At 64.5% G+C, this 17,969-nt stretch carries 15 protein-coding genes and 1 pseudogene; 6 read left to right on the top strand and 10 right to left on the bottom strand.

Going from position 1 to position 17,969, the window contains the following annotated elements; genetic code table 11:
* From ACILRA_RS07810 to ACILRA_RS07820, 3 genes and pseudogenes are all read right to left on the bottom strand, one after another.
* A pseudogene (locus ACILRA_RS07810) lies at positions 1–187 on the bottom strand (sugar isomerase); the annotation flags it as partial.
* A gap of 1 nt (position 188) precedes the next feature.
* Complete coding sequence (locus ACILRA_RS07815; protein WP_395661537.1) at positions 189–848, bottom strand: TerC family protein; 660 nt, start codon at positions 846–848, stop codon at positions 189–191.
* A 79-nt stretch (positions 849–927) separates the two neighbouring features.
* On the bottom strand, positions 928–1,755 hold the full coding sequence (locus tag ACILRA_RS07820; RefSeq protein ID WP_395661538.1) for a phosphogluconate dehydrogenase C-terminal domain-containing protein: 828 nt from the start codon (positions 1,753–1,755) through the stop codon (positions 928–930).
* A 102-nt stretch (positions 1,756–1,857) separates the two neighbouring features.
* Between ACILRA_RS07820 and ACILRA_RS07825 the strand changes: the two genes are divergently transcribed.
* From ACILRA_RS07825 to otnC, 5 genes are all read left to right on the top strand, one after another.
* The gene (locus ACILRA_RS07825) at positions 1,858–2,625 is read left to right on the top strand and encodes an HpcH/HpaI aldolase/citrate lyase family protein (protein WP_395661539.1); all 768 of its coding nucleotides are present in this window, start codon (positions 1,858–1,860) and stop codon (positions 2,623–2,625) included.
* The gene (locus ACILRA_RS07830) at positions 2,625–3,668 is read left to right on the top strand and encodes an NAD(P)-dependent oxidoreductase (RefSeq protein WP_395661540.1); all 1,044 of its coding nucleotides are present in this window, start codon (positions 2,625–2,627) and stop codon (positions 3,666–3,668) included. Before ACILRA_RS07825 ends, ACILRA_RS07830 begins: the two co-directional genes overlap by 1 nt.
* Before the next feature lie 72 nt (positions 3,669–3,740).
* Positions 3,741–5,816, top strand: coding sequence for a hypothetical protein (locus tag ACILRA_RS07835; RefSeq protein WP_395661541.1), 2,076 nt, complete (start codon positions 3,741–3,743; stop codon positions 5,814–5,816).
* Positions 5,817–5,819: 3 nt separating this feature from the next.
* Complete coding sequence (gene otnK / locus ACILRA_RS07840) at positions 5,820–7,079, top strand: 3-oxo-tetronate kinase (protein ID WP_395661542.1); 1,260 nt, start codon at positions 5,820–5,822, stop codon at positions 7,077–7,079.
* Entirely contained in the window at positions 7,076–7,714 is a 639-nt protein-coding gene (gene otnC / locus ACILRA_RS07845; protein ID WP_395661543.1) for a 3-oxo-tetronate 4-phosphate decarboxylase, read from the top strand. Before otnK ends, otnC begins: the two co-directional genes overlap by 4 nt.
* Positions 7,715–7,840: 126 nt before the next feature.
* Here otnC and ACILRA_RS07850 read toward each other — a convergent pair whose 3' ends face one another.
* Entirely contained in the window at positions 7,841–8,617 is a 777-nt protein-coding gene (locus ACILRA_RS07850; protein ID WP_395661544.1) for an SDR family NAD(P)-dependent oxidoreductase, read from the bottom strand.
* 238 nt (positions 8,618–8,855) lie between these two features.
* Here ACILRA_RS07850 and ACILRA_RS07855 point away from each other — a divergent pair, with 238 nt between their 5' ends.
* Positions 8,856–9,953, top strand: coding sequence for an alanine racemase (locus ACILRA_RS07855; RefSeq protein ID WP_395661545.1), 1,098 nt, complete (start codon positions 8,856–8,858; stop codon positions 9,951–9,953).
* 152 nt (positions 9,954–10,105) lie between these two features.
* On the opposite strand, the gene ACILRA_RS07860 is transcribed toward ACILRA_RS07855, so the two are convergent.
* The 6 genes from ACILRA_RS07860 to ACILRA_RS07885 are packed head-to-tail and all read right to left on the bottom strand — an operon-like array spanning position 10,106 to position 17,772.
* Positions 10,106–12,199 carry a hydantoinase/oxoprolinase family protein gene (locus ACILRA_RS07860; RefSeq protein ID WP_395661546.1) on the bottom strand — a complete coding sequence of 698 codons (2,094 nt, stop codon included), beginning with the start codon at positions 12,197–12,199 and terminating at the stop codon, positions 10,106–10,108.
* 20 nt (positions 12,200–12,219) lie between these two features.
* A complete protein-coding gene (locus tag ACILRA_RS07865; protein ID WP_395661547.1) occupies positions 12,220–13,986 on the bottom strand; it encodes a hydantoinase B/oxoprolinase family protein in 1,767 nt (588 codons plus the stop codon).
* A gap of 4 nt (positions 13,987–13,990) precedes the next feature.
* Positions 13,991–14,542 carry a biotin transporter BioY gene (locus ACILRA_RS07870; protein ID WP_395661548.1) on the bottom strand — a complete coding sequence of 184 codons (552 nt, stop codon included), beginning with the start codon at positions 14,540–14,542 and terminating at the stop codon, positions 13,991–13,993.
* An 11-nt stretch (positions 14,543–14,553) separates the two neighbouring features.
* Entirely contained in the window at positions 14,554–15,522 is a 969-nt protein-coding gene (locus tag ACILRA_RS07875) for a biotin-dependent carboxyltransferase family protein (protein ID WP_395661549.1), read from the bottom strand.
* Positions 15,512–16,387 (bottom strand): allophanate hydrolase subunit 1, encoded by an 876-nt coding sequence (locus ACILRA_RS07880; RefSeq protein ID WP_395661550.1) that lies wholly within the window; start codon positions 16,385–16,387, stop codon positions 15,512–15,514. Before ACILRA_RS07880 ends, ACILRA_RS07875 begins: the two co-directional genes overlap by 11 nt.
* Before the next feature lie 17 nt (positions 16,388–16,404).
* A complete protein-coding gene (locus ACILRA_RS07885; RefSeq protein ID WP_395661551.1) occupies positions 16,405–17,772 on the bottom strand; it encodes an acetyl-CoA carboxylase biotin carboxylase subunit in 1,368 nt (455 codons plus the stop codon).
* Positions 17,773–17,969 lie beyond the last annotated feature (197 nt).

The following is a 17,969-nucleotide window of genomic DNA, read 5'->3' on the forward strand; positions in this document are numbered from 1 at the left end:
AACCCGAACGGCGCTGCAGCAGCAGGGCCGCCGGCTGCATGAGGATCGCCGCCCCACCGGTGCCGAGAAAGAAGACGTTGCGCTTGCCCGCGGCGATCAGCCCGCCCATCGCCTCGTGGATCGCGGGCTGAAGCGCCAGTGCCCCGGACTGGATGCGGAGAAAGCGGTCTTTATCAAAGGTGATCATGTCACACCAAGACGGGATAGAGTTCCAGGATGCCGCGATAGATCATGTCGAGCGCGACGTAGAGAATGATGGCAAGTCCGACATAGGCGATCCAGCGGTATTTCTGCAGCAGCTTGGCGATGAAGGTGGCCGCAAGCCCCATGAGCGCGATCGACAGCACAAGACCGATTACCAGCACGCCCGGATGCTCACGGGCCGCGCCGGCCACCGCCAGCACATTGTCGAGCGACATCGAAACATCTGCCACGATGATCTGCCAGGCGGCCTGGCGGAAGGTCTTGCGGCCCACGGGTGCCCCCACAGTGCCATCGGCATTGATGTCCTCGCCGGTGACCGCCTCGACGCCTTCCTCCTGCGCATGGCCGTCGCGCAGCTCGCGCCACATCTTCCAGCTCACCCACAGCAGCAGGATGCCGCCGACGAGGATCAGTCCCAGGACCTGCAGGAGCTGGGTCGTGACGCTGGCAAAGCCGATACGGAGCACGGTGGCCGCGATGATGCCGACGAAGATGGCCTTGTTGCGCTGGTCCTTGGGAAGACCAGAGGCGGCAAGGCCGATCACCACGGCATTGTCACCTGCGAGGACGAGGTCGATCATGATGACCTGGCCCAAAGCCCACAGGGCATCCCCCGTCATCATGGATTGAAAGAATTCCAGCATGGCCCACTCCTGAATGGGCGGGTTTCAGCACCAACGGCGCTGCAAGCGCAAGGGTTTCCTTGGGATGGGACCCATGCCCTTAGGTGATGCGGCGGATCGAGGCGGCGATCTCCTCCGGCTCGAAAACCTTCTTCCAGTCGTCCCGCATCAGCGCGGGCTTGCCGAACTGGATGGCCTTGTTGCAGGCGTCCGAGAAGACGCCGGGCTGCTCCTTGAAGATCACGGCGCCGAGAATGTTCATGTGCCCGAGCAGGAAGTCCCGCGCGGCCTCGGCGGGAACGCCGCGGGCCACCACCTCGTCCATCGCCTCGCGCATCACGTCAAGGAGCGAGGCCACCACGGTTTCCGAAAGGCCGGGCTCCAGCAGCGCCATCTGCTCCACGCTCACCCGGTGGGAGCGCATCACGGGGGCCCAGATGGTGCGCGCCACCTCCTCGCCCAGCGCATAGTGCTCTTCCGGCCCCTGCATGAGTGCGCTCACGATATGCTGCTTCGCCGCGACACCGCCGAACCGGTCCTTCTTGGCCTCCGGGTCCGTCTCGTCATTGAAGATCGGCGGATGGCAGGGGTGGGTCACGAAATAGGTGAGGTCAGGCCGGGCCGGCAGGTGGCCCGCGAAAGGGGCCGCGGCATCGAGAACAACCACCATCATGCCGGGCTTCAAAAGGTGCAGGACCGACTGTGCCACCTTGCCAATGTGCGTGTCCGGCACGGCGAGGATCGCCACCTCGGCCCCTGCCAGCGCCTCTTCAGCGGGCACGCAGGTGAACCCGAAATCCTGCGCCAGCCGCGCGCGGCCAGCCTCGCTCACCTCCACATGGCGGACCTCAAAGCGCGAGCCCTTGAGATTGCGGGTCAGCCTGTGGCCCATCTTGCCGCCGGCACCGAAGAGAGCAATTGACGTCATACGGAAAACCTCCGATAGTTTTCAGAGTGATTACATGCTGCTGGTATGACAAGTCAATCAGTTGGCTCTCATCGCTGCAGCAAGCTTGAAGGAATTTCCGGTTTGGGACTGAAGCAGCTTGCGGCATCGAAGGAGTTGAAGGTCGGCAACTTCATCGTGGAGTTCGCGACGCCGGGGATCGGCCACATCCTCAAGCAGGCAGGTCTCGACTTCGCCTTTTTCGACATGGAGCACTCGGGCTTCGGCTTCGAGACGCTGAAAAGCGCCATCCGCTACTTCGAGGCGGCGGGCATGCCCGTGATCGTGCGCGTGCCCGCACTGGAGAATAACATGCTGGCCCGCGCCTGCGACATGGGTGCAGAGGGTCTGATCGCCCCGATGATCTCCACCGTCGCGCAGGCGCAGGCCATGGTCGATGCAGTGAAATATTTCCCCGCCGGCAAGCGCGGCGTGGGGCTGCAGATGGCGCATGACAATTACCGCACCGCCCCGGTGGCCGCGGCGCTGCAGGCCGCCAATGACCGCACCGCCGTGATCTGCCTGATCGAAACCGCGGAGGGGGCAAGCAACGTTGATGGCATCGCCGCCCTGCCTGGCGTCGACGGCCTGTGGGTCGGCCATTTCGACCTTTCCGTCTCGCTCGGCTTTCCCGGCGAGTTCGGGCACCCGAAATTCATCGCCGCCATGGAGGCGATCATCGCCGCGGCGAAGAAGCACAACAAGGCTCTTGGCCGCCTCGTGCCCAATGTCGAGCAGGGCATCGCCATGTACCGCCAGGGCTTCGACTTCATCTGCTATTCGGGCGATGTCTGGGTGCTGCGCGACGGCCTTGCCGCCGCGGGCAAGGCCATGCGCGAGGGAGTGCGCTGATGGCGGGCTTCCGCGTGGCACTCTCCGGAGACTTCAGGAAGGCAGACGGATCGCCCACCTTCCCCGACTTCGATCTCACACCGCTCAGAGAAGCCAAGAACGTGGAGATGGCGTTTCTCGACAATGCCTCGCCTCTCAAGGGTGAGCAGCTCGAAAACTTTGACGCGCTGATCCTGCTTGCCCAGCGCTTCGATGCGGGAAGCATCCCGAAATCGGGCCGGCTCGCCGTCGTGGCCCGCTTCGGCGTCGGCTATGACACGGTGGACGTTCCGGCCTGCACGGCGGGCAACGTCGCCCTCGTCATCACGCCAGACGGCGTGCGGCGGCCCGTTGCCGTCTCGATCATCACCTTCATGCTGGCACTCACCGGCAAGCTGATGGTGAAAGACAGGCTCGCCCGCTCAGGCCCGCCGGGCTTCGCCGCGCGCGGCGAGCACATGGGCGTGGGCCTCGTCGGCAAGACGCTGGGCTCGCTCGGCGTCGGCAACATCGGCGCGGAGATGTTCAGACTGGCCAAGCCATTCGACATGCAGTTCATCGCGCATGATCCTTACGCCGACAAGCAGGTGGCCGCCGAACTCGGCATCGAACTCGTCTCCATCGAGCAGCTTTTCGCGCGCTCCGATGTCCTCACCATCAACTGCCCGCTCACCACGGACACGCACCACATCGTCAATGCCGGGCGGCTCGCGCTGATGAAGCCCACGGCCTATCTCATCAACACCGCGCGGGGCCCGATCGTCGACCAGAAGGCGCTGACCAAGGTCCTCGCGGAGCACCGCATCGCCGGCGCGGGCCTTGACGTCTTCGAGCAGGAGCCGACGGACCCCGGCGACCTCCTGCTCAAACTCGACAACGTCATCGCCGCCCCGCACGCCCTGTGCTGGACAGACCAGTGCTTCGCCGGCAACGGCGCTGCGGACGTGAGGGCCGTGCTCGACGTCATGAAAGGCCAGATGCCGCGCGGCATCGTCAACCGCGATGTCATGAACAACCCTGGTTTCAAGGCAAAGCTCGAAGCCTTCGGCAAGCGCTTCGGCTGACTATAGGAGATTGCCCGAAGCAGCGGGGAAGTGAGCGGGGCGGCACATCGCTCATTGCCGAGCTTGCCGCCCATGACGTTTTCCCGCCCGGTGATGAAGACGGAGATTGACATCGACATGACCCATGCGGTCATCATCGATCCCGTATCCAAGAAGCCGTTTGAAGACACAGGGAGGCAGACAATGGCCAAGAGCGCACTCACCCGCGCGATCAAGCTGACCGGAACGGACGTGGCGGAGGGCAAGCGGCGCATCCTCTCCGCCGGGCCGATCACCGCCTTGTTCGACAATGGCGCGCTCCGCTACATCCGCTACCGGGGTGTCGAAGTGCTGCGCGGCATCGCCTACCTCCTGCGCGACCAGAACTGGGGAACCTATGGCCCGGTGATCGACAAGCTGAAGATCGCCCAGGGCAAGGATGGCTTCACCATCAGCTACACCGCCACCGCGAAGGACAAGGCCCAGGGCCTGCGCTACGACGCGAAGATCGAGGCCAAAGCGAACGGCACGCTTGTCTTCTCCGCCACAGGAACTCCTCTCACCGACTTCCTGACCAACCGCACGGGCTTCGTGGTGCTTCACCCGCTCATCGGGGTCGTGGGCGAGTCCGTCGAGATCGTCCACACCGACGGCCGCAAGCGCAAGGGACGCTTCCCGAAATTCATCAGCCCCGGCCAGCCCGTGTTTGAGATCCGCTCGCTGAAGCACACCGTCATGCCCGGCGTCACCGCCACCGTGCTGATGGAGGGCAATAAATTCGAGATGGAGGACCACCGCAACTGGATGGACGCCTCCTACAAGACCTATGTCTGCTCGCTGCTCGACCCATGGCCCTACACGCTGAAGAAGGGCGAGCCCTTTACCCAGTCAATCACCCTTCGCATCGAGGGCAAGCCCCAGGCCGGCAAGGCCGCAAAGGCCAGTTCTGGCGTCACGGTGGCTGTCGGCGGCGCCAAGGGCAGCATACCGGCCATCGGCTGCGGCGTCCCCATGCCGGAAGCGGAACAGGCACTCGCCAAGGCCGATCTCGTCGCGATGATGGAACCCAACCACCTCGTCTGCCAGATCGACGGCCGCAAACAGGGCCAGCGCCAGGCGGCGGCGGCCTTCCGGGAGCTTTGCGCGCGAAGCGGGGCGCTGTCGTTCCTGGAAATCATCCTTCCCGCCAAAGCCCCGGCCATGGCGGAGATGGCGGCCATCGCGGCGGAGCTGCGCGCCGCGGACTACGCTCCCGACGCGATCATTGTCACCCAGGCTCATGATCTGATGTCCTTCCAGCCCAACACGCCGCGGCCCTGGGGGCCAAGCTACGAGGAAATGGCCGCCGCTGCGCGCGAGGCGTTTCCCGGCGTCACGCTGGGCGGCGGCATGCTGTCCTATTTCACCGAGCTCAATCGCAAGCCGGTGCCGAAGGGCCTCTTCGATTTCGTCACCCACAGCGTTTGTCCCATCGCGCACGCCCCGGACGATCTTTCAGTGATGGAAACGCTTGAAGCCATCCCGTCGATCATTGCCTCGACGCGCCACATGATCGGCCGAACGCCCTATCTGCTGGGCCCATCGTCCATCGCCTGCCGCCACAATCCCTATGGAGCGGCTGTGGCATCCAATCCGGGCAATGGCCGGGTCTGCCTCACCGACATGGACCCCCGCCAGCGCGGCCTGTATGCCGCGGCCTGGAACCTTGGCCTTGCCGCGGCCTGCGCCAGGGGCGGGCTCGACGCCGTGGCGCTCGGCGCCGTCACCGGGCCGCAGGGCGTCATCCATCGCAAGGCGGATTATCCGCAGCCATGGTTCGACGGCAGCAAGGCCGAAGTCTATCCCAGCTATCACGTGCTCGCGGGGCTCGGCGCGGCGAACGGCAACAAGCGGCTGGAGACCACCGCCAGCGCACCTTCCGCCATCGCAGCGCTTGCGCATCAATCGCGGGAGGGGCGCGAACTCTGGCTCGCGAACCTGACCCCGGAAACACAATCCGTGAAGGTGACGGGCCTCGGCGGCGCTGCGGATGTCCACCAACTGTCGGAACGGACATTCACCTCGCTCGTCACCAGGCCCGACTTCCTGTCGCTGCCGGGCGAGCGTGTGAAGAAGGTTTCTGGCATCGAACTCGGACCCTACGCACTCGTCCGCATCAAGACGGGCTGATCAATGATCCTGGGCTGCATCGCCGACGACTTCACCGGCGCTACCGACCTTGCCAATACACTGACCCGCCGCGGCATGCACACGGTGCAGACGATCGGCATGCCGAAGGGCGCCGCACCTGATGCCGATGCCGTGGTGGTGGCGCTGAAATCGCGCACCATCCCGGCAGCGGAGGCCGTGGCGCAGTCGCTCGCCGCCTGCCGCTGGCTGCGGGCCAACGGGGCAAAACAGATCTTCTTCAAATACTGCTCCACCTTCGATTCGACGGATGACGGCAACATCGGCCCGGTGGCAGATGCGCTGCTCGATGAGCTGGGCGCTGACTTCACCATCGCCTGCCCGGCTTTTCCCGAAAACGGCCGCACCATCTATCTGGGCCATCTCTTCGTTGGTGGAGACCTGCTCTCCGACAGTTCGATGAAGAACCACCCGCTCACCCCCATGCGCGATGCCAATCTTGTGCGCGTGCTGGGGCGTCAGACACCGCACCGGGTGGGGCTTGTTCCTTACAAGGCCGTGAAGCAGGGTGCCCCTGCCATTGCCGAGGCCTATTCGGCACTCAAGGCGCAAGGCATCCGCCACGCCATCGTCGATGCGGTCGAAGACAAAGACCTCGAGAATATCGGGGCGGCCTCCTCCGCCCTGCCCCTCATCACCGGCGGCTCCGGTGTGGCGATCGGCCTGCCGCAGAACTACCGCACCGCCCGCCTCATCCCGAAGCGCGAGGGCGCATCGGCCCTTCACGGCGTGGGCGGCCCGGGCATCGTTCTCTCCGGTTCCTGCTCGGCCGCAACGCTGGGCCAGGTGGAACGCTTCGCGGCAAAGCACGCCGCCCGCGCCATCGACCCGCTGGCGCTTGCGCGTGAACCGGAAAAGACAGTGGCCGCGCTGCTCGCCTGGGCTGGCGAGACGCTCACGTCCGGCCCCGCCCTCATCTATGCCTCGGCCCCGCCGGACAAGGTGGCGGCCGTCCAGGCGCAGTTCGGCCGCGAGAAGGCGGGCGAGATGATCGAGCATGCCATTGCCGCGCTGGCGAAAGGGCTGGCGGAAAAGGGCGTGCGCCGCTTCGTCATCGCGGGGGGCGAAACCTCGGGAGCAGTCGTCTCGGCGCTGAATGTCGAGGCGCTCGAAATCGGCCCGCAGATCGCGCCGGGCGTTCCCGCCTGCCTCTCCTACGGATCGGCGCGCTATGCGCTGGCGCTGAAATCCGGCAATTTCGGCGGTCCCGACTTCTTCGCGGAAGCCCTGGAGGCGCTGTCATGATCGAGTCCAAGGCACGCGACTTCATTTGCGAGATGGGCCGCTCCATGTTCGAGCGCCGCCTGACCTTCGGCTCTTCCGGCAACATCTCGATGAGGATTGCCGATGGCTGGCTGATGACGCCGACCGGATCTTCGCTCGGCCGGCTCGATCCCGCCCGCCTGTCGAAGCTCGACGATCATGGCCGCCTGGTGGATGGCGACGAGCCGACCAAGGAAAGCTTCCTGCATCTCGCCATGTACCGCGAGCGGGCGAAGGCCGGCGCCGTGGTGCATCTCCATTCGACGCATTCGGTGGCCGTCTCCTGCCTCGACTGCATCAACCATGAGGACGTGCTGCCGCCAATCACCGCCTACTACGTGATGCGGGTGGGCAAGCTACCGCTCATTCCCTATTACGCGCCGGGCGACAAGGCGCTGGGCGAGGCGGTGGGCCGTGCTGCTGCAAACCACAACGCCGTGCTGCTTGCCAACCACGGGCCCGTGGTGGCGGGCACGAGCCTTTCCGCGGCGGTCGATGCGATCGAGGAGCTGGAGGAGACGGCCAGGCTCTATCTCCTCCTCCACGGCAAGCCAACGCGCTATCTCAACGAAGAGCAGATCGCCGACCTCAAGCGCCGCTTTCCGCCGCCAGGCTAGCGCGCGTTCCGGCCAGGTGCGATCACCTCATAACTCTCACCGTCATGCCAGCGAAAGCTGGCATGACGGTGAGAATGGAGTGCAGATATTCCAGTGATCTCAACTGACAACCCGTCGCTTTAAGCCTCACCAGCAGCAATACCCGCCATCCGCCAGCACGATTGAGCCCGTCATCAGGCTCGCGGCATCGGAGGCGAGGAAGTGGACGACCGAGGCGATCTCGTCCGGCTGGCCGACGCGGTTCATCGGCGTCATCTCGAGCCAGGTCTTCAGCATTTCCGGATGTTCCTTCATGCCGAAGGCGGTGAGCGGTGTTTCGATATAGGTGGGTGCGACCGCGTTGACGCGCACGCCACGCGTGGCCCATTCAGCCGCGAGTGAGCGCGTCAGGTGGTGCACGGCGGCCTTGGATGCATTGTAGAAGGCCTGCGGCTGCGGCTTGTTCACGATATAGCCCGACATCGAGCCGATGTTCACGACAGAGCCACGCCCTGCCGCCAGCATCTGCCTGCCGAAGGCACGGCAGCACCAGAACACGCCATCGAGGTTGATGTCCATGTGGAGGCGCCAGTGGTCATCCGTCGTGTCCTCGGCCTTGACGTCGGACTTGGCGATCCCGGCATTGTTGACGAGGATCGACACCGGCCCATGGGCCTTCTCGATCTCCGCCGCCACCCGGTCGACCTCGGCCGAATTGGTGACATCCATCTGCTTGCCATAAGCCGTGAGGCCCTTGTCCTTCAGCGCCTTCACGGCGTTCTCGACCCGCTCCTGCAGCACGTCCGTGACGATGACAACGGCGCCCGCCTCGCCCAGGGCCTGCGCACAGGCCGCGCCAATGCCCTGCCCGGCGCCCGTCACCACCGCCACGCGGCCATCGAGCCGCAGCTTTTCGAGATACATGGAACACCCCCTTTGTGCATAACTGGAGCGACACTAGCCAAGCGCCTGCACCCCAGCAACGCCCACGTCGCCATGTCCCCCTGGCGGTGCTAAGCTAGCGCGCGTTCCGGCCAGGTGGACTCACCTGGTCGAAAAGAACGCGCGCAAGATTAATGGCTTGAGCATGATCTTATCGCAAAAGTGGTTTCCACTTTTGCGGATCATGCTCTAATGCAACGCATCAAATGGAATCCGCCCCATGGACATCCTCACGCATTTCGATTTTGACGAAGCCGGCAGCAGGCTGGAAGACCTCGAGACGCCAGTGCCGGTGATCGACATTGACGTGGTGCAGCGCAACCTGCTGCGCTGGCAACAGCGCTGCGACGCGCGCGGCCTTGCCAACCGTCCCCACATCAAAACCCACAAGCTGGTTCCGCTCGCCAAGGCACAGATCGCGATGGGTGCGAAGGGCATCACCGTCCAGAAGCTCGGCGAAGCGGAGGTGATGGCCGATGCGGGCATCACCGACATGCTTCTCACCTTCAACGTCGTGGGCCGGCACAAGCTGGAGCGGCTCGCGGCACTGGCGCAGCGCACCGCCATCAAGGTGGTGGCGGACAATGCCGCGGTGCTGGAGGGCCTGTCGCATGCCGCCAGCCTTGCCGGGCGTGACATCGAGGTCCTCGTCGAATGTGACACGGGGGCCGCGCGCAACGGCGTGCAGACGCCGCCCGAGGCGGTCCGCCTCGCCCAGGCGGTTGACCGCACACCGGGCCTCGCCTTCGGCGGGCTGATGACGCTGCCGAAAAACGGCGCGCGGGGCCAGATGGCGGACTTCCTCGCAGAAGCCAGCCACGGGCTTGCCGCTTCGGGCCTGGCGCCCGCCGCCATATCCGCAGGCGGCTCGCCGGACATGTGGAAGGACGATGGCCTCGACGGCGTCAACGAATACCGCGCCGGAACTTACATCTACTTCGACCGCATGCAGGTTGCCGCCGGATCCGCCGCCCCAGATGATTGCGCGCTGAGCGTACTCTCGACCGTGGTGAGCGTGCCCAACGGCGACCGCGCCATGCTGGACGCTGGCTCCAAGGCGCTGACCAGCGACCTGCTCGGCCTCGAAGGCTATGGTGAAGTGCGCTCGCTGTCCGGCGCGCGCGTCTACAACATGTCGGAAGAGCACGGCTATCTCGATATCTCGAGGGTCAACGACAAGCCGAAGGTGGGCGACATGCTGCGCATCACGCCCAACCATGTCTGCCCGGTCACCAACCTGTTCGACCGCGTGGTGTTCGTGCGGGGCAGTATGGTGCTGGGCTCCGTCAGGGTCGATGCGCGGGGCACCGTGCAGTGACGTGCTGCTGACGCGGCGCAGGCACGGGCCAATATCGTAGCTGCGCCGGGTGGTGGGCCAGCACGCGGCGCAGGAAGACGACAAAGCGCCTTCAGACCCTCGAAGGCAACGGACACACCGGCGGCTGAGAGCGGCCGGGCGATGATCCTCCGCTATTTCTTCTTCCGCGCGGCGCGCGTGATGACGTAGGATCCGCTGGCGTCGAGCTTCGCCGTCCAGCCCGGTTCAATGACGATGGTGGTCGTCACCTCCTCGATGATGGCGGGCCCCGCAACAGCCGCGCCCGCACCGAGCTTCGAGCCGTCATAGATCGGCGTGCGCGTTGCCTTGCCGGAGGCCTCGAACACTGCCTTGCGATGGCCCTTCAGCGCCTTCGCCGCCGTAGCGCCCTTGGCCAGCTTCGGCGCCTTGGGCTTGTCGATGCGGCCATAGAGGGTCGACTCGATGTTCACCACCTCCACCGCATTGTGGCGCTCGGAGTAAGTGTAGAGCTCCTCATGGCGGCGGTGGAAGGCGTCCTTCACCTTCTCGATGGTCTTCTCGTTGATCGGGAAGGTGCCGATGTCCACCGTGCATTCATGCACCTGGCCGACATAGCGCATGTCGAGGCTGCGCTTCACGTCGATCTGCCCGGCCTTGAAGCCATCGCTCTTCAGATGCGCCACGCCCTGCGTCTCGATCTCGCCGAACAGCGTGTCGATGCGCTTGTAGGCTGCCTTGTTGTCAAGGCGGACGGGCGCCGTGGCCATGTAGTTGTATTTGACGTCCGAGATGATCTGGCCGAAGGCGCAGAGGCCAGAGGCGAGCTTCGGCAGGATGATGGTGTCGATGCCCATCTCGCGGGCGAGAGCGGTGATATGCGCGGCGGTGGCGCCGCCCGCACCCACCAGCACGAAATCGCGCGGGTCATAACCACGCTCCACCGAGACGCGGCGGATGCCGTTCACCATGTTGTTGTTGACGATGGTGTACATGCCATAGGCCGCGCGCTCGACCGAGATGCCGAGCGGATCCGCAACCTTGGCCTTGATCGCCTTCCTGGCCTTCTCGAGATCGAGCGGCAGCTTGCCGCCCAAAAGGCCATCAGGGTTGAGATAGCCCAGCACCAGGTTGGCGTCCGACGTCGTCGGCTCCGTGCCGCCCTGGCCGTAACAGGCAGGCCCCGGCTCCGAGCCTGCCGATTGCGGGCCGACCTGGATGAGGCCCAGGGAGTCGATCCAGCCGATCGAGCCGCCGCCCGCACCCAGCGTTTCCACCTGGATCATCGGCACGCCGATGCGATAGCGCAGGAAGTCGATGTTCTTGTTGAGGTTGGTCTGCCCGTCCTTGGTGAGCGTGATGTCGAAAGACGTGCCGCCCATGTCCACCGTGATCACGTTCTTCTTCTTGAACGGTGCGGAGACATAGAGGCCCGCCTGCGGAGCAGACGCCGGGCCGGAATTGATTGCGTAGACGGAGCGGTCCGTCATCACCTGGCCGATGGCGAGACCACCGTTGGACTGGAAGTAGCGCACCGGCTGCTTGGCGCCGAGCGAGCGGAAATAGGCATCCACCGCCGTCACATAGCGCCGCATCACGGGGGCCAGATAGGCGTTCACCACCGCCGTCGATGTGCGGGTGTATTCGCGGATCTGCGGATAGAGTTCAGAGCCCACGGTGAGGATCACGTCCGGCAGCATCTTGCGCACGATGTCGGCCGCGCGCCGCTCATGCTCCGGGTTCAGCACCGACCAGACGAAGGAGATGGCAACGGTCTCCACCCCCTCTTTCCGGAACAGCTCGCAGGCAGCGCGCACATCGGCGTCTTCCATGGGCGTGCGCACCGAGCCATCGGAGATGACGCGTTCGCGCACACCCTTCCGCAGGTAGCGCGGCACCAGCATGGTGGCGGCCGGATATTCCGGATCGTAGCGGAAGCCGTCTTCCTTGTGGCCGTTGCGGATCTCGATTGAGTCCTCATGGCCCGCGGTGCAGATGAGGCCGGTCTTGCCGCCGCGATGGGTGATGAGCGCATTGAGGCCCACCGTGGTGCCGTTGATGCAGAGATCGCAGTCGGAGACGAGGTCGGAAGCGCTGATGCCGAAATCATCGGCGATCAGCTTCAGGCCATTCTCGATGGCCTTGGTCGGGTCAGACGGCGTGGACAGCGCCTTGAAGAGCTTGACCTCGCCATTCGCGCGATTGGCGACGACGAAATCCGTGAAGGTGCCGCCCGCGTCAATGCCGAGACGATAATTGGTGCGCATGGTCCTGTTCTCCCTCTCTCTCACGCCGCCGACCGCAGCCGCTTGGTGGCGGCCATGTCGACATCGAGGGTTTCGGGGTCCGCGATCACCACGCCATAGTCGTCGCGTGCGCCCTTGACGGAGACGAGGCCGTTCTTCACGTCCCACACCACCTTTTCAATGGGGCGCTCATAGGGGTTGCCATAGCCGCCGCCGCCGGGGTTCATGTTGGTGACGGTGTCTCCGGGCTGGATCGTCTCCATGATGTTGGTACGCTTCACCTCGCTCTTGCCGCCGCGGGTAAGCTTCACGCGGCCGACCTTGGAGTCGACGTCCTTGGACTTTGCACCCGCAGCACCCATGGCGGGGATGCGGCGGCCCTCGCCGAAGCCGATGCACAACATTTCCTTGTCGAGGGGTTCCACCTCCCAGGCCGTGCCTGATCCGCCGCGGAATTTGCCCGCACCACCGGAATCCGTCATCAGCGAGTATTTGTGGATGATGATGGGGTAGGAATATTCGAGCAGCTCCACGTCACCCGATGTCAGCGCGCCGAAGCAGCATTCGGGGCCGACCGCGTGCCAGCCGTCCTGCTGTGGTGTCGCGCCGCCGCCGGAGATGATGGTGGCGAGCACCATGGTCACGAATTCCTCATTCGTGCGCGAATCCCAGCCTGCGATGTTGAGGCCATTGGCATGGCCCCAGCTGGCCGAGACCTTGGACGGCATCGCCTTCTCGAAGGCAAGCCGCACCGCGTCCGTCAGGGTTTCCATCGGCGTCGTGGTGCAGTTCATGTGGGGCGCGGGTTCTGCCGCGTTGCAAATCGTGCCCTTCGGCCCGAAGTCCACCGAGACGCAGCGGTAGAGGCCCTCATTGTAGGGCGGCGGCAGCGCCGCGAACATCATCAGGCCCAGATAGACGCCCGAATGCGAGTTGCCCTCATAGGAGTTGATGAAATAGGGGATCTGCGGCGGCGACGAGATGGCAATGTGGCAGCCATCGCCCTTGATCGTCACCTTGGCCTTGATCTCGAAATCGCCAAACCCGTGGCCTGCGTCCTCGAGGATGGCAACACCCTCATAGGTGCCGTCCGGCACCGTCTTGATGAGGCCGCGCATGTGGCGCTCCGCCATGTCGAGAAGCTCGTTGATGCAGGCATCGACCGTCGCCTGGCCATATTTGTCCAGCATGGCGATCAGGTTGCGCTCGCCAACCTGGCAGGCGCCGATCAGCGCGTTGAAGTCGCCCTCCTGGTCACGCCTTGCGCGCATGTTGGTGAAGATCATGTTGAGCACGTCGTTGCGCGGCTTGCCCTTGTCCCAGATCTTCACCGGCGGAATGCGCAGGCACTCGGCGTAGATTTCCTTGGCGTTGGGGTTGTAGCCGGCAGGAACCGGGCCGCCGATGTCGGTCAGATGGCCCTTGCACACTGTCCAGTAGACGAGCTTGCCCTTGTAGAACACCGGCTTGTACATGCAGGTGTCGATGGCATGGCTGCCGCCGAAGGCCGGGTCATTGTGGAGGATGAGGTCGCCCTCATGGATGTCGCCCTCGAAGAATTTGGCGACCGCCTTCATGGCGGGGATCAGAGAGCCAAGGTGGATCGGAATGTCCTGCCCCTGCAGGATCATCTCCGGCTTCGCATTGAACAGAGCCGTTGAATAATCATGCGCCAGGTTGAAGACGGAGGATCGCGCCGTCTTCTCCAGCGACAGGGTCATCTCCCGCTGCGTCGTCTCGAGGACGCCGCGCACGACAGACAGGGTGATCGGATCGACCTTGGGCTTCTGCCCCGCCTTGCGTTTCATCGGATTACCGCTTCGCCTGCTTCCATGCCGCCGTGAGGATGGCGGTGCCCAGCGCCACCTTGAGGACCTCTGCCGGGATGAAGGGCAAGAGGCCCGCCGTGACTGCCTTCTCAGCACCGATCAGGTTCGCCAGCCAGCCGAGGCCGAGCACGTAGATGATGGCAACACCCACCAGCAGCATGAGCACTGCCGAGACGATGGTGCGGCCATGGCCCCTGTCGGCGAGGTAGCCAACGGCAGCGGCAGCAGCGAGGAAGCCCGCGAGATAGCCACCCGTGGGCCCTGCCATGTAGGCCAGCCCCGCACCCGTGGCGAAGACCGGAACGCCGACGGCGCCGAGCGCCAGCCATGACAGCACCGTTGCCGCGCCCAGCCTGGCGCCTGCCGAAGCGCCGATCATCAGCACGGCCAGCACCTGCAGCGTCATCGGCACCGGCCAGAAGGGCACCTGCACCTTGGAGGCCAGCGTCAGCAGCGCCACGCCGAGCCCGAGGATGACAGCCTTGTGGGCGAGTTGCGACTGGGGCCAGAGGGTGGAGAGAAGATTACCGTTCATGTGCATGTTCCTTAAAGAGATGACTTGATCTTGTCGTAGAGCTTCGCCTGATCCTTCCGCGCCTTGAGCGCCTGCGCCATGGTCACTTCCACGAAGCGCGCGGGCGTATGCGGCTGCAACTGCCCGATCAGGTCCATGTCGGCGGAGATCACGGTGCCAACCATGAAATAGCCTCCGCCCGACACCGCATCACGGTGCAGAACGATCGGCTCCGTGCCGCCCGGCACCTGGATCGAGCCGTAAGGATAGCAGGCATCCACGATGTTGGAAGGGTCTGAACCTGCGCCAAATGGCTGCTCACGCGGAACGAATTCGAGCGGATTGCCGCCGCGGAAGCGGTAGCCGATCCGGTCCGCCTCTGGCGCCACCTTCCACACGTCCTCGAAGAACCGCTTGCCGGCCGCCGCCGTGATGCGGTGCCAATAAAGGCCCGGCAGCATGCGCAGCTCCGCCGGAGCGCCAGGCGCGCGGCGCAGCTTTTCGGGGATGGTGCGGCCTTCCTTCACCGCCCTGCCCTTGCCCACCGGCAGCTTGTCACCCTCCGCAAGCTTGCGGCCCTTGAAGCCGCCAAGCGCGCCCAGCGTATAGGTCGAGCGTGAGCCGAGCACGACAGGAACGTCGATGCCGCCGGATATGGCGATATAGGCGCGCGCCCCCTTCTTGAGGAAGTCGAAGGACAGCGTCTGGCCCTTCTTCACCTTGAAGGACGTCCAGGTCTCGCGCGACTCGCCGTTGACGCGCGGCGGCAGATCCGCCCCCGTCACCGCGACGGTGGCATCTTCCGTGAATTGAAGTTCGGGGCCCATGAACACGGCCTCGAGGACGGCCGCCCCCTCCTTGTTGCCGACGAGCAGGTTCGCGGCCTTCAGCGCCAGCCGGTCCATGCCGCCCGACAGCGGAATGCCGATGTTGTAGTAACCGGGCCGGCCGAGGTCCTGCACCGTGGTCGAAAGGCCGGGCTTGATGACTTTAACGGCCATTGAGCGCCCCCATCAGCTTGGCATTGTAGCCATCCATGTCCTTCTTGAATTCGCCGAGATCGAAGGTCACGTCCTTCATTTTCAGGTTGAACTTGCCCTTCTCCACCGCGGCGACCGTCGCGTCATATTCAGCGCGGTCGATGGGTTTCCATTTCACGATGTCGCCGGGGCGGAACAGGCACATGAATTCCTTCAGGTGCTTGATCTTCTGGCTGGGGTCGTAAATGGGAACGGGCGTGATGCCGAACATCTGGTAACCGCCGGCACCGCGCACCGAATAGATGGCGCCGAAGCAGCCGCCGTGGCCCACCGTAAGCTTCGGCGTGTCCGTGCGGGGCCTCAAGTATTTGGGCGACTGGATCTGCCGCTTCCTGTCCACCATCTGGTAGAGGAAGGGCAGCCCCGCCACGAAGCCCACCATGGAAACGAACCAGGGTGCGCCCGAATGCGCCTTGATGAAGCCTTCGACACCGTCGAGGTTATTGATGCGCGCGGTATACTCGATGTCCGTCGACTTCGGGTCCTGGTGGCGGTCGCGGAAGCGCATCAGCGTTTCATGCGTCCACGGATCATTGTAATACACTGGGATCTCAATGATGCGCGACTTGATGACGGGCTTGGCCTTGGCCGCCGCCTTCTCGATCGCCTTCAACTCCTTCAGCATATCCGAAGGCTTGATCACATCGGGATCGAACTTGACCTGCATCGAGGCGTTGGCCGGGCAGATCTCGGTCACACCCTTGATCTTCGCCTTCTTGATCGCCGTCGCCATGGACAGCGATTTGAAGAAGGCCTCGAGCGACATCTCTTCGTCGCACTCGACGAAGATGTGCTCGTCGCCTCCATAGGAATACCGCGTCTTCATCTCAGCGCCATCCTCCCTTAACGGTTCAGCCTGTGGGCGTTGGCCTCGAGCCAGGGCTCGAGCCAGCGCGTGTGAAAATCTGCTCGCGCGACATTGTCATCTTCCGCCAGCACTTGGTGCAGCGGCTTGGTGGTGGAAAGCCCCTCGACCTCAAGCTCGGAAAGGGCGCGCGCCATGCGGGCAATCGCGCCCTCTCGCGTCTCGTCCCAGACGATGAGCTTGCCCAGGAGCGAGTCATAGAAGGGCGGTACCTGATAGCCCTGATACAGCATGGTGTCGAAGCGCGTGCCGGGCCCGCCGGGAACGCGCAGTGCCGTCACCGTGCCGGGCGACGGCATAAAGTTCTTCGCCGGGTCCTCGGCATTGATGCGTACCTCGATGGACGCACCACGCATGGTGATCTGACCTTGAGTGTAGCGCAGCGGCTCGCCACCGCAGATGCGGATCATCTCCTTCACCAGGTCGAGCCCCGTAATCATCTCGGTAACCGGATGCTCCACCTGGATGCGGGTGTTCATCTCGATGAAATAGAAGTGCTGTGTCTGGTCGTCGTAGAGATATTCCAGCGTACCCGCGCCGCGATAGTTCACGGCCTCGGCGAGAGCGACCGCGGAAGCGCAGAGTTTCTCGCGCACGGACTGCGGCAGCACGGCGGAGGGTGCTTCCTCCCACACCTTCTGGCGGCGGCGCTGCAGCGAGCATTCGCGCTCGAAGCAGTGAACCGCACGCTTGCCGTCGCCTAAGATCTGCACCTCGATGTGCCGCGCCCGCTCGATCACCTTCTCGATATAGAGCCCACCATCACCGAAGGCGGCCTTGGCTTCGGCAGAAGCCTGCGGCATCAGCGTCTCGAACTCGGTCATGTCATGCGCGATGCGGATGCCACGCCCGCCGCCGCCTGCCGCCGCCTTGATCATCACGGGAAAGCCGATCGCCATGGCGATGTGCTTCGCCTGCTCCGGATCATCGACGCGGCCCTCGGAGCCCGGCACCACGGGAACGCCCGCGGCTTCTGCCGCCACACGGGCGGCGACCTTGTCGCCCATCACGCGGATCGAGTCACCCTTGGGTCCGATGAAGATCAGCCCAGCCGCCTCCACCGCATCGGCAAAGCCCGCATTCTCGGCGAGGAAGCCATAGCCGGGGTGCACGGCGTCAGCGCCGGTGTCCTTCGCAGCCTTCAGGATATTCTCGATGTTGAGATAGGATTTCGCGGCATGGGGCGGGCCGATGTTCACGGCCTCGTCCGCCATCTTCACCGCCAGCATCTCGGCGTCCGCCGCCGAATGCACCTGCACGGTCTTGATGCCCAGCTCCTTCGCCGCGCGGATGATACGCACCGCGATCTCGCCCCGGTTGGCGATGAGGAGCTTCTTGATTTTCATGACGGCACTGCTCCAAAGGCCCCGGCACCTCCCATAACTCCGTCATCCCGGCGCCCCCACAGTCCGTCACTCCGGCGAAGGCCGGGGTCCAGCTTCGGACGCCCATAGCTGGATCCCGGCCTTCGCCGGGATGACGGCATATGGGGTGGGATGGACGTCACTTACGAAATCTCCGCCAGCGGTTGGCCGGCCATCAC

Source organism: Aestuariivirga sp., from assembly GCF_044239095.1.
In the GTDB taxonomy this organism is placed as follows: domain Bacteria; phylum Pseudomonadota; class Alphaproteobacteria; order Rhizobiales; family Aestuariivirgaceae; genus Aestuariivirga.

Excerpts from the sequence above, each read along its gene's own strand:
- ACILRA_RS07815 (WP_395661537.1), bottom strand. The coding sequence starts at position 848 with ATGCTGGAATTCTTTCAATCCATGATGACGGGGGATGCCCTGTGGGCT.
- ACILRA_RS07820 (WP_395661538.1), bottom strand. The coding sequence starts at position 1,755 with ATGACGTCAATTGCTCTCTTCGGTGCCGGCGGCAAGATGGGCCACAGG.
- ACILRA_RS07830 (WP_395661540.1), top strand. The coding sequence starts at position 2,625 with ATGGCGGGCTTCCGCGTGGCACTCTCCGGAGACTTCAGGAAGGCAGAC.
- ACILRA_RS07835 (WP_395661541.1), top strand. The coding sequence starts at position 3,741 with ATGACGTTTTCCCGCCCGGTGATGAAGACGGAGATTGACATCGACATG.
- otnK (WP_395661542.1), top strand. The coding sequence starts at position 5,820 with ATGATCCTGGGCTGCATCGCCGACGACTTCACCGGCGCTACCGACCTT.
- otnC (WP_395661543.1), top strand. The coding sequence starts at position 7,076 with ATGATCGAGTCCAAGGCACGCGACTTCATTTGCGAGATGGGCCGCTCC.
- ACILRA_RS07850 (WP_395661544.1), bottom strand. The coding sequence starts at position 8,617 with ATGTATCTCGAAAAGCTGCGGCTCGATGGCCGCGTGGCGGTGGTGACG.
- ACILRA_RS07855 (WP_395661545.1), top strand. The coding sequence starts at position 8,856 with ATGGACATCCTCACGCATTTCGATTTTGACGAAGCCGGCAGCAGGCTG.
- ACILRA_RS07860 (WP_395661546.1), bottom strand. The coding sequence starts at position 12,199 with ATGCGCACCAATTATCGTCTCGGCATTGACGCGGGCGGCACCTTCACG.
- ACILRA_RS07865 (WP_395661547.1), bottom strand. The coding sequence starts at position 13,986 with ATGAAACGCAAGGCGGGGCAGAAGCCCAAGGTCGATCCGATCACCCTG.
- ACILRA_RS07870 (WP_395661548.1), bottom strand. The coding sequence starts at position 14,542 with ATGAACGGTAATCTTCTCTCCACCCTCTGGCCCCAGTCGCAACTCGCC.
- ACILRA_RS07875 (WP_395661549.1), bottom strand. The coding sequence starts at position 15,522 with ATGGCCGTTAAAGTCATCAAGCCCGGCCTTTCGACCACGGTGCAGGAC.
- ACILRA_RS07880 (WP_395661550.1), bottom strand. The coding sequence starts at position 16,387 with ATGAAGACGCGGTATTCCTATGGAGGCGACGAGCACATCTTCGTCGAG.
- ACILRA_RS07885 (WP_395661551.1), bottom strand. The coding sequence starts at position 17,772 with ATGAAAATCAAGAAGCTCCTCATCGCCAACCGGGGCGAGATCGCGGTG.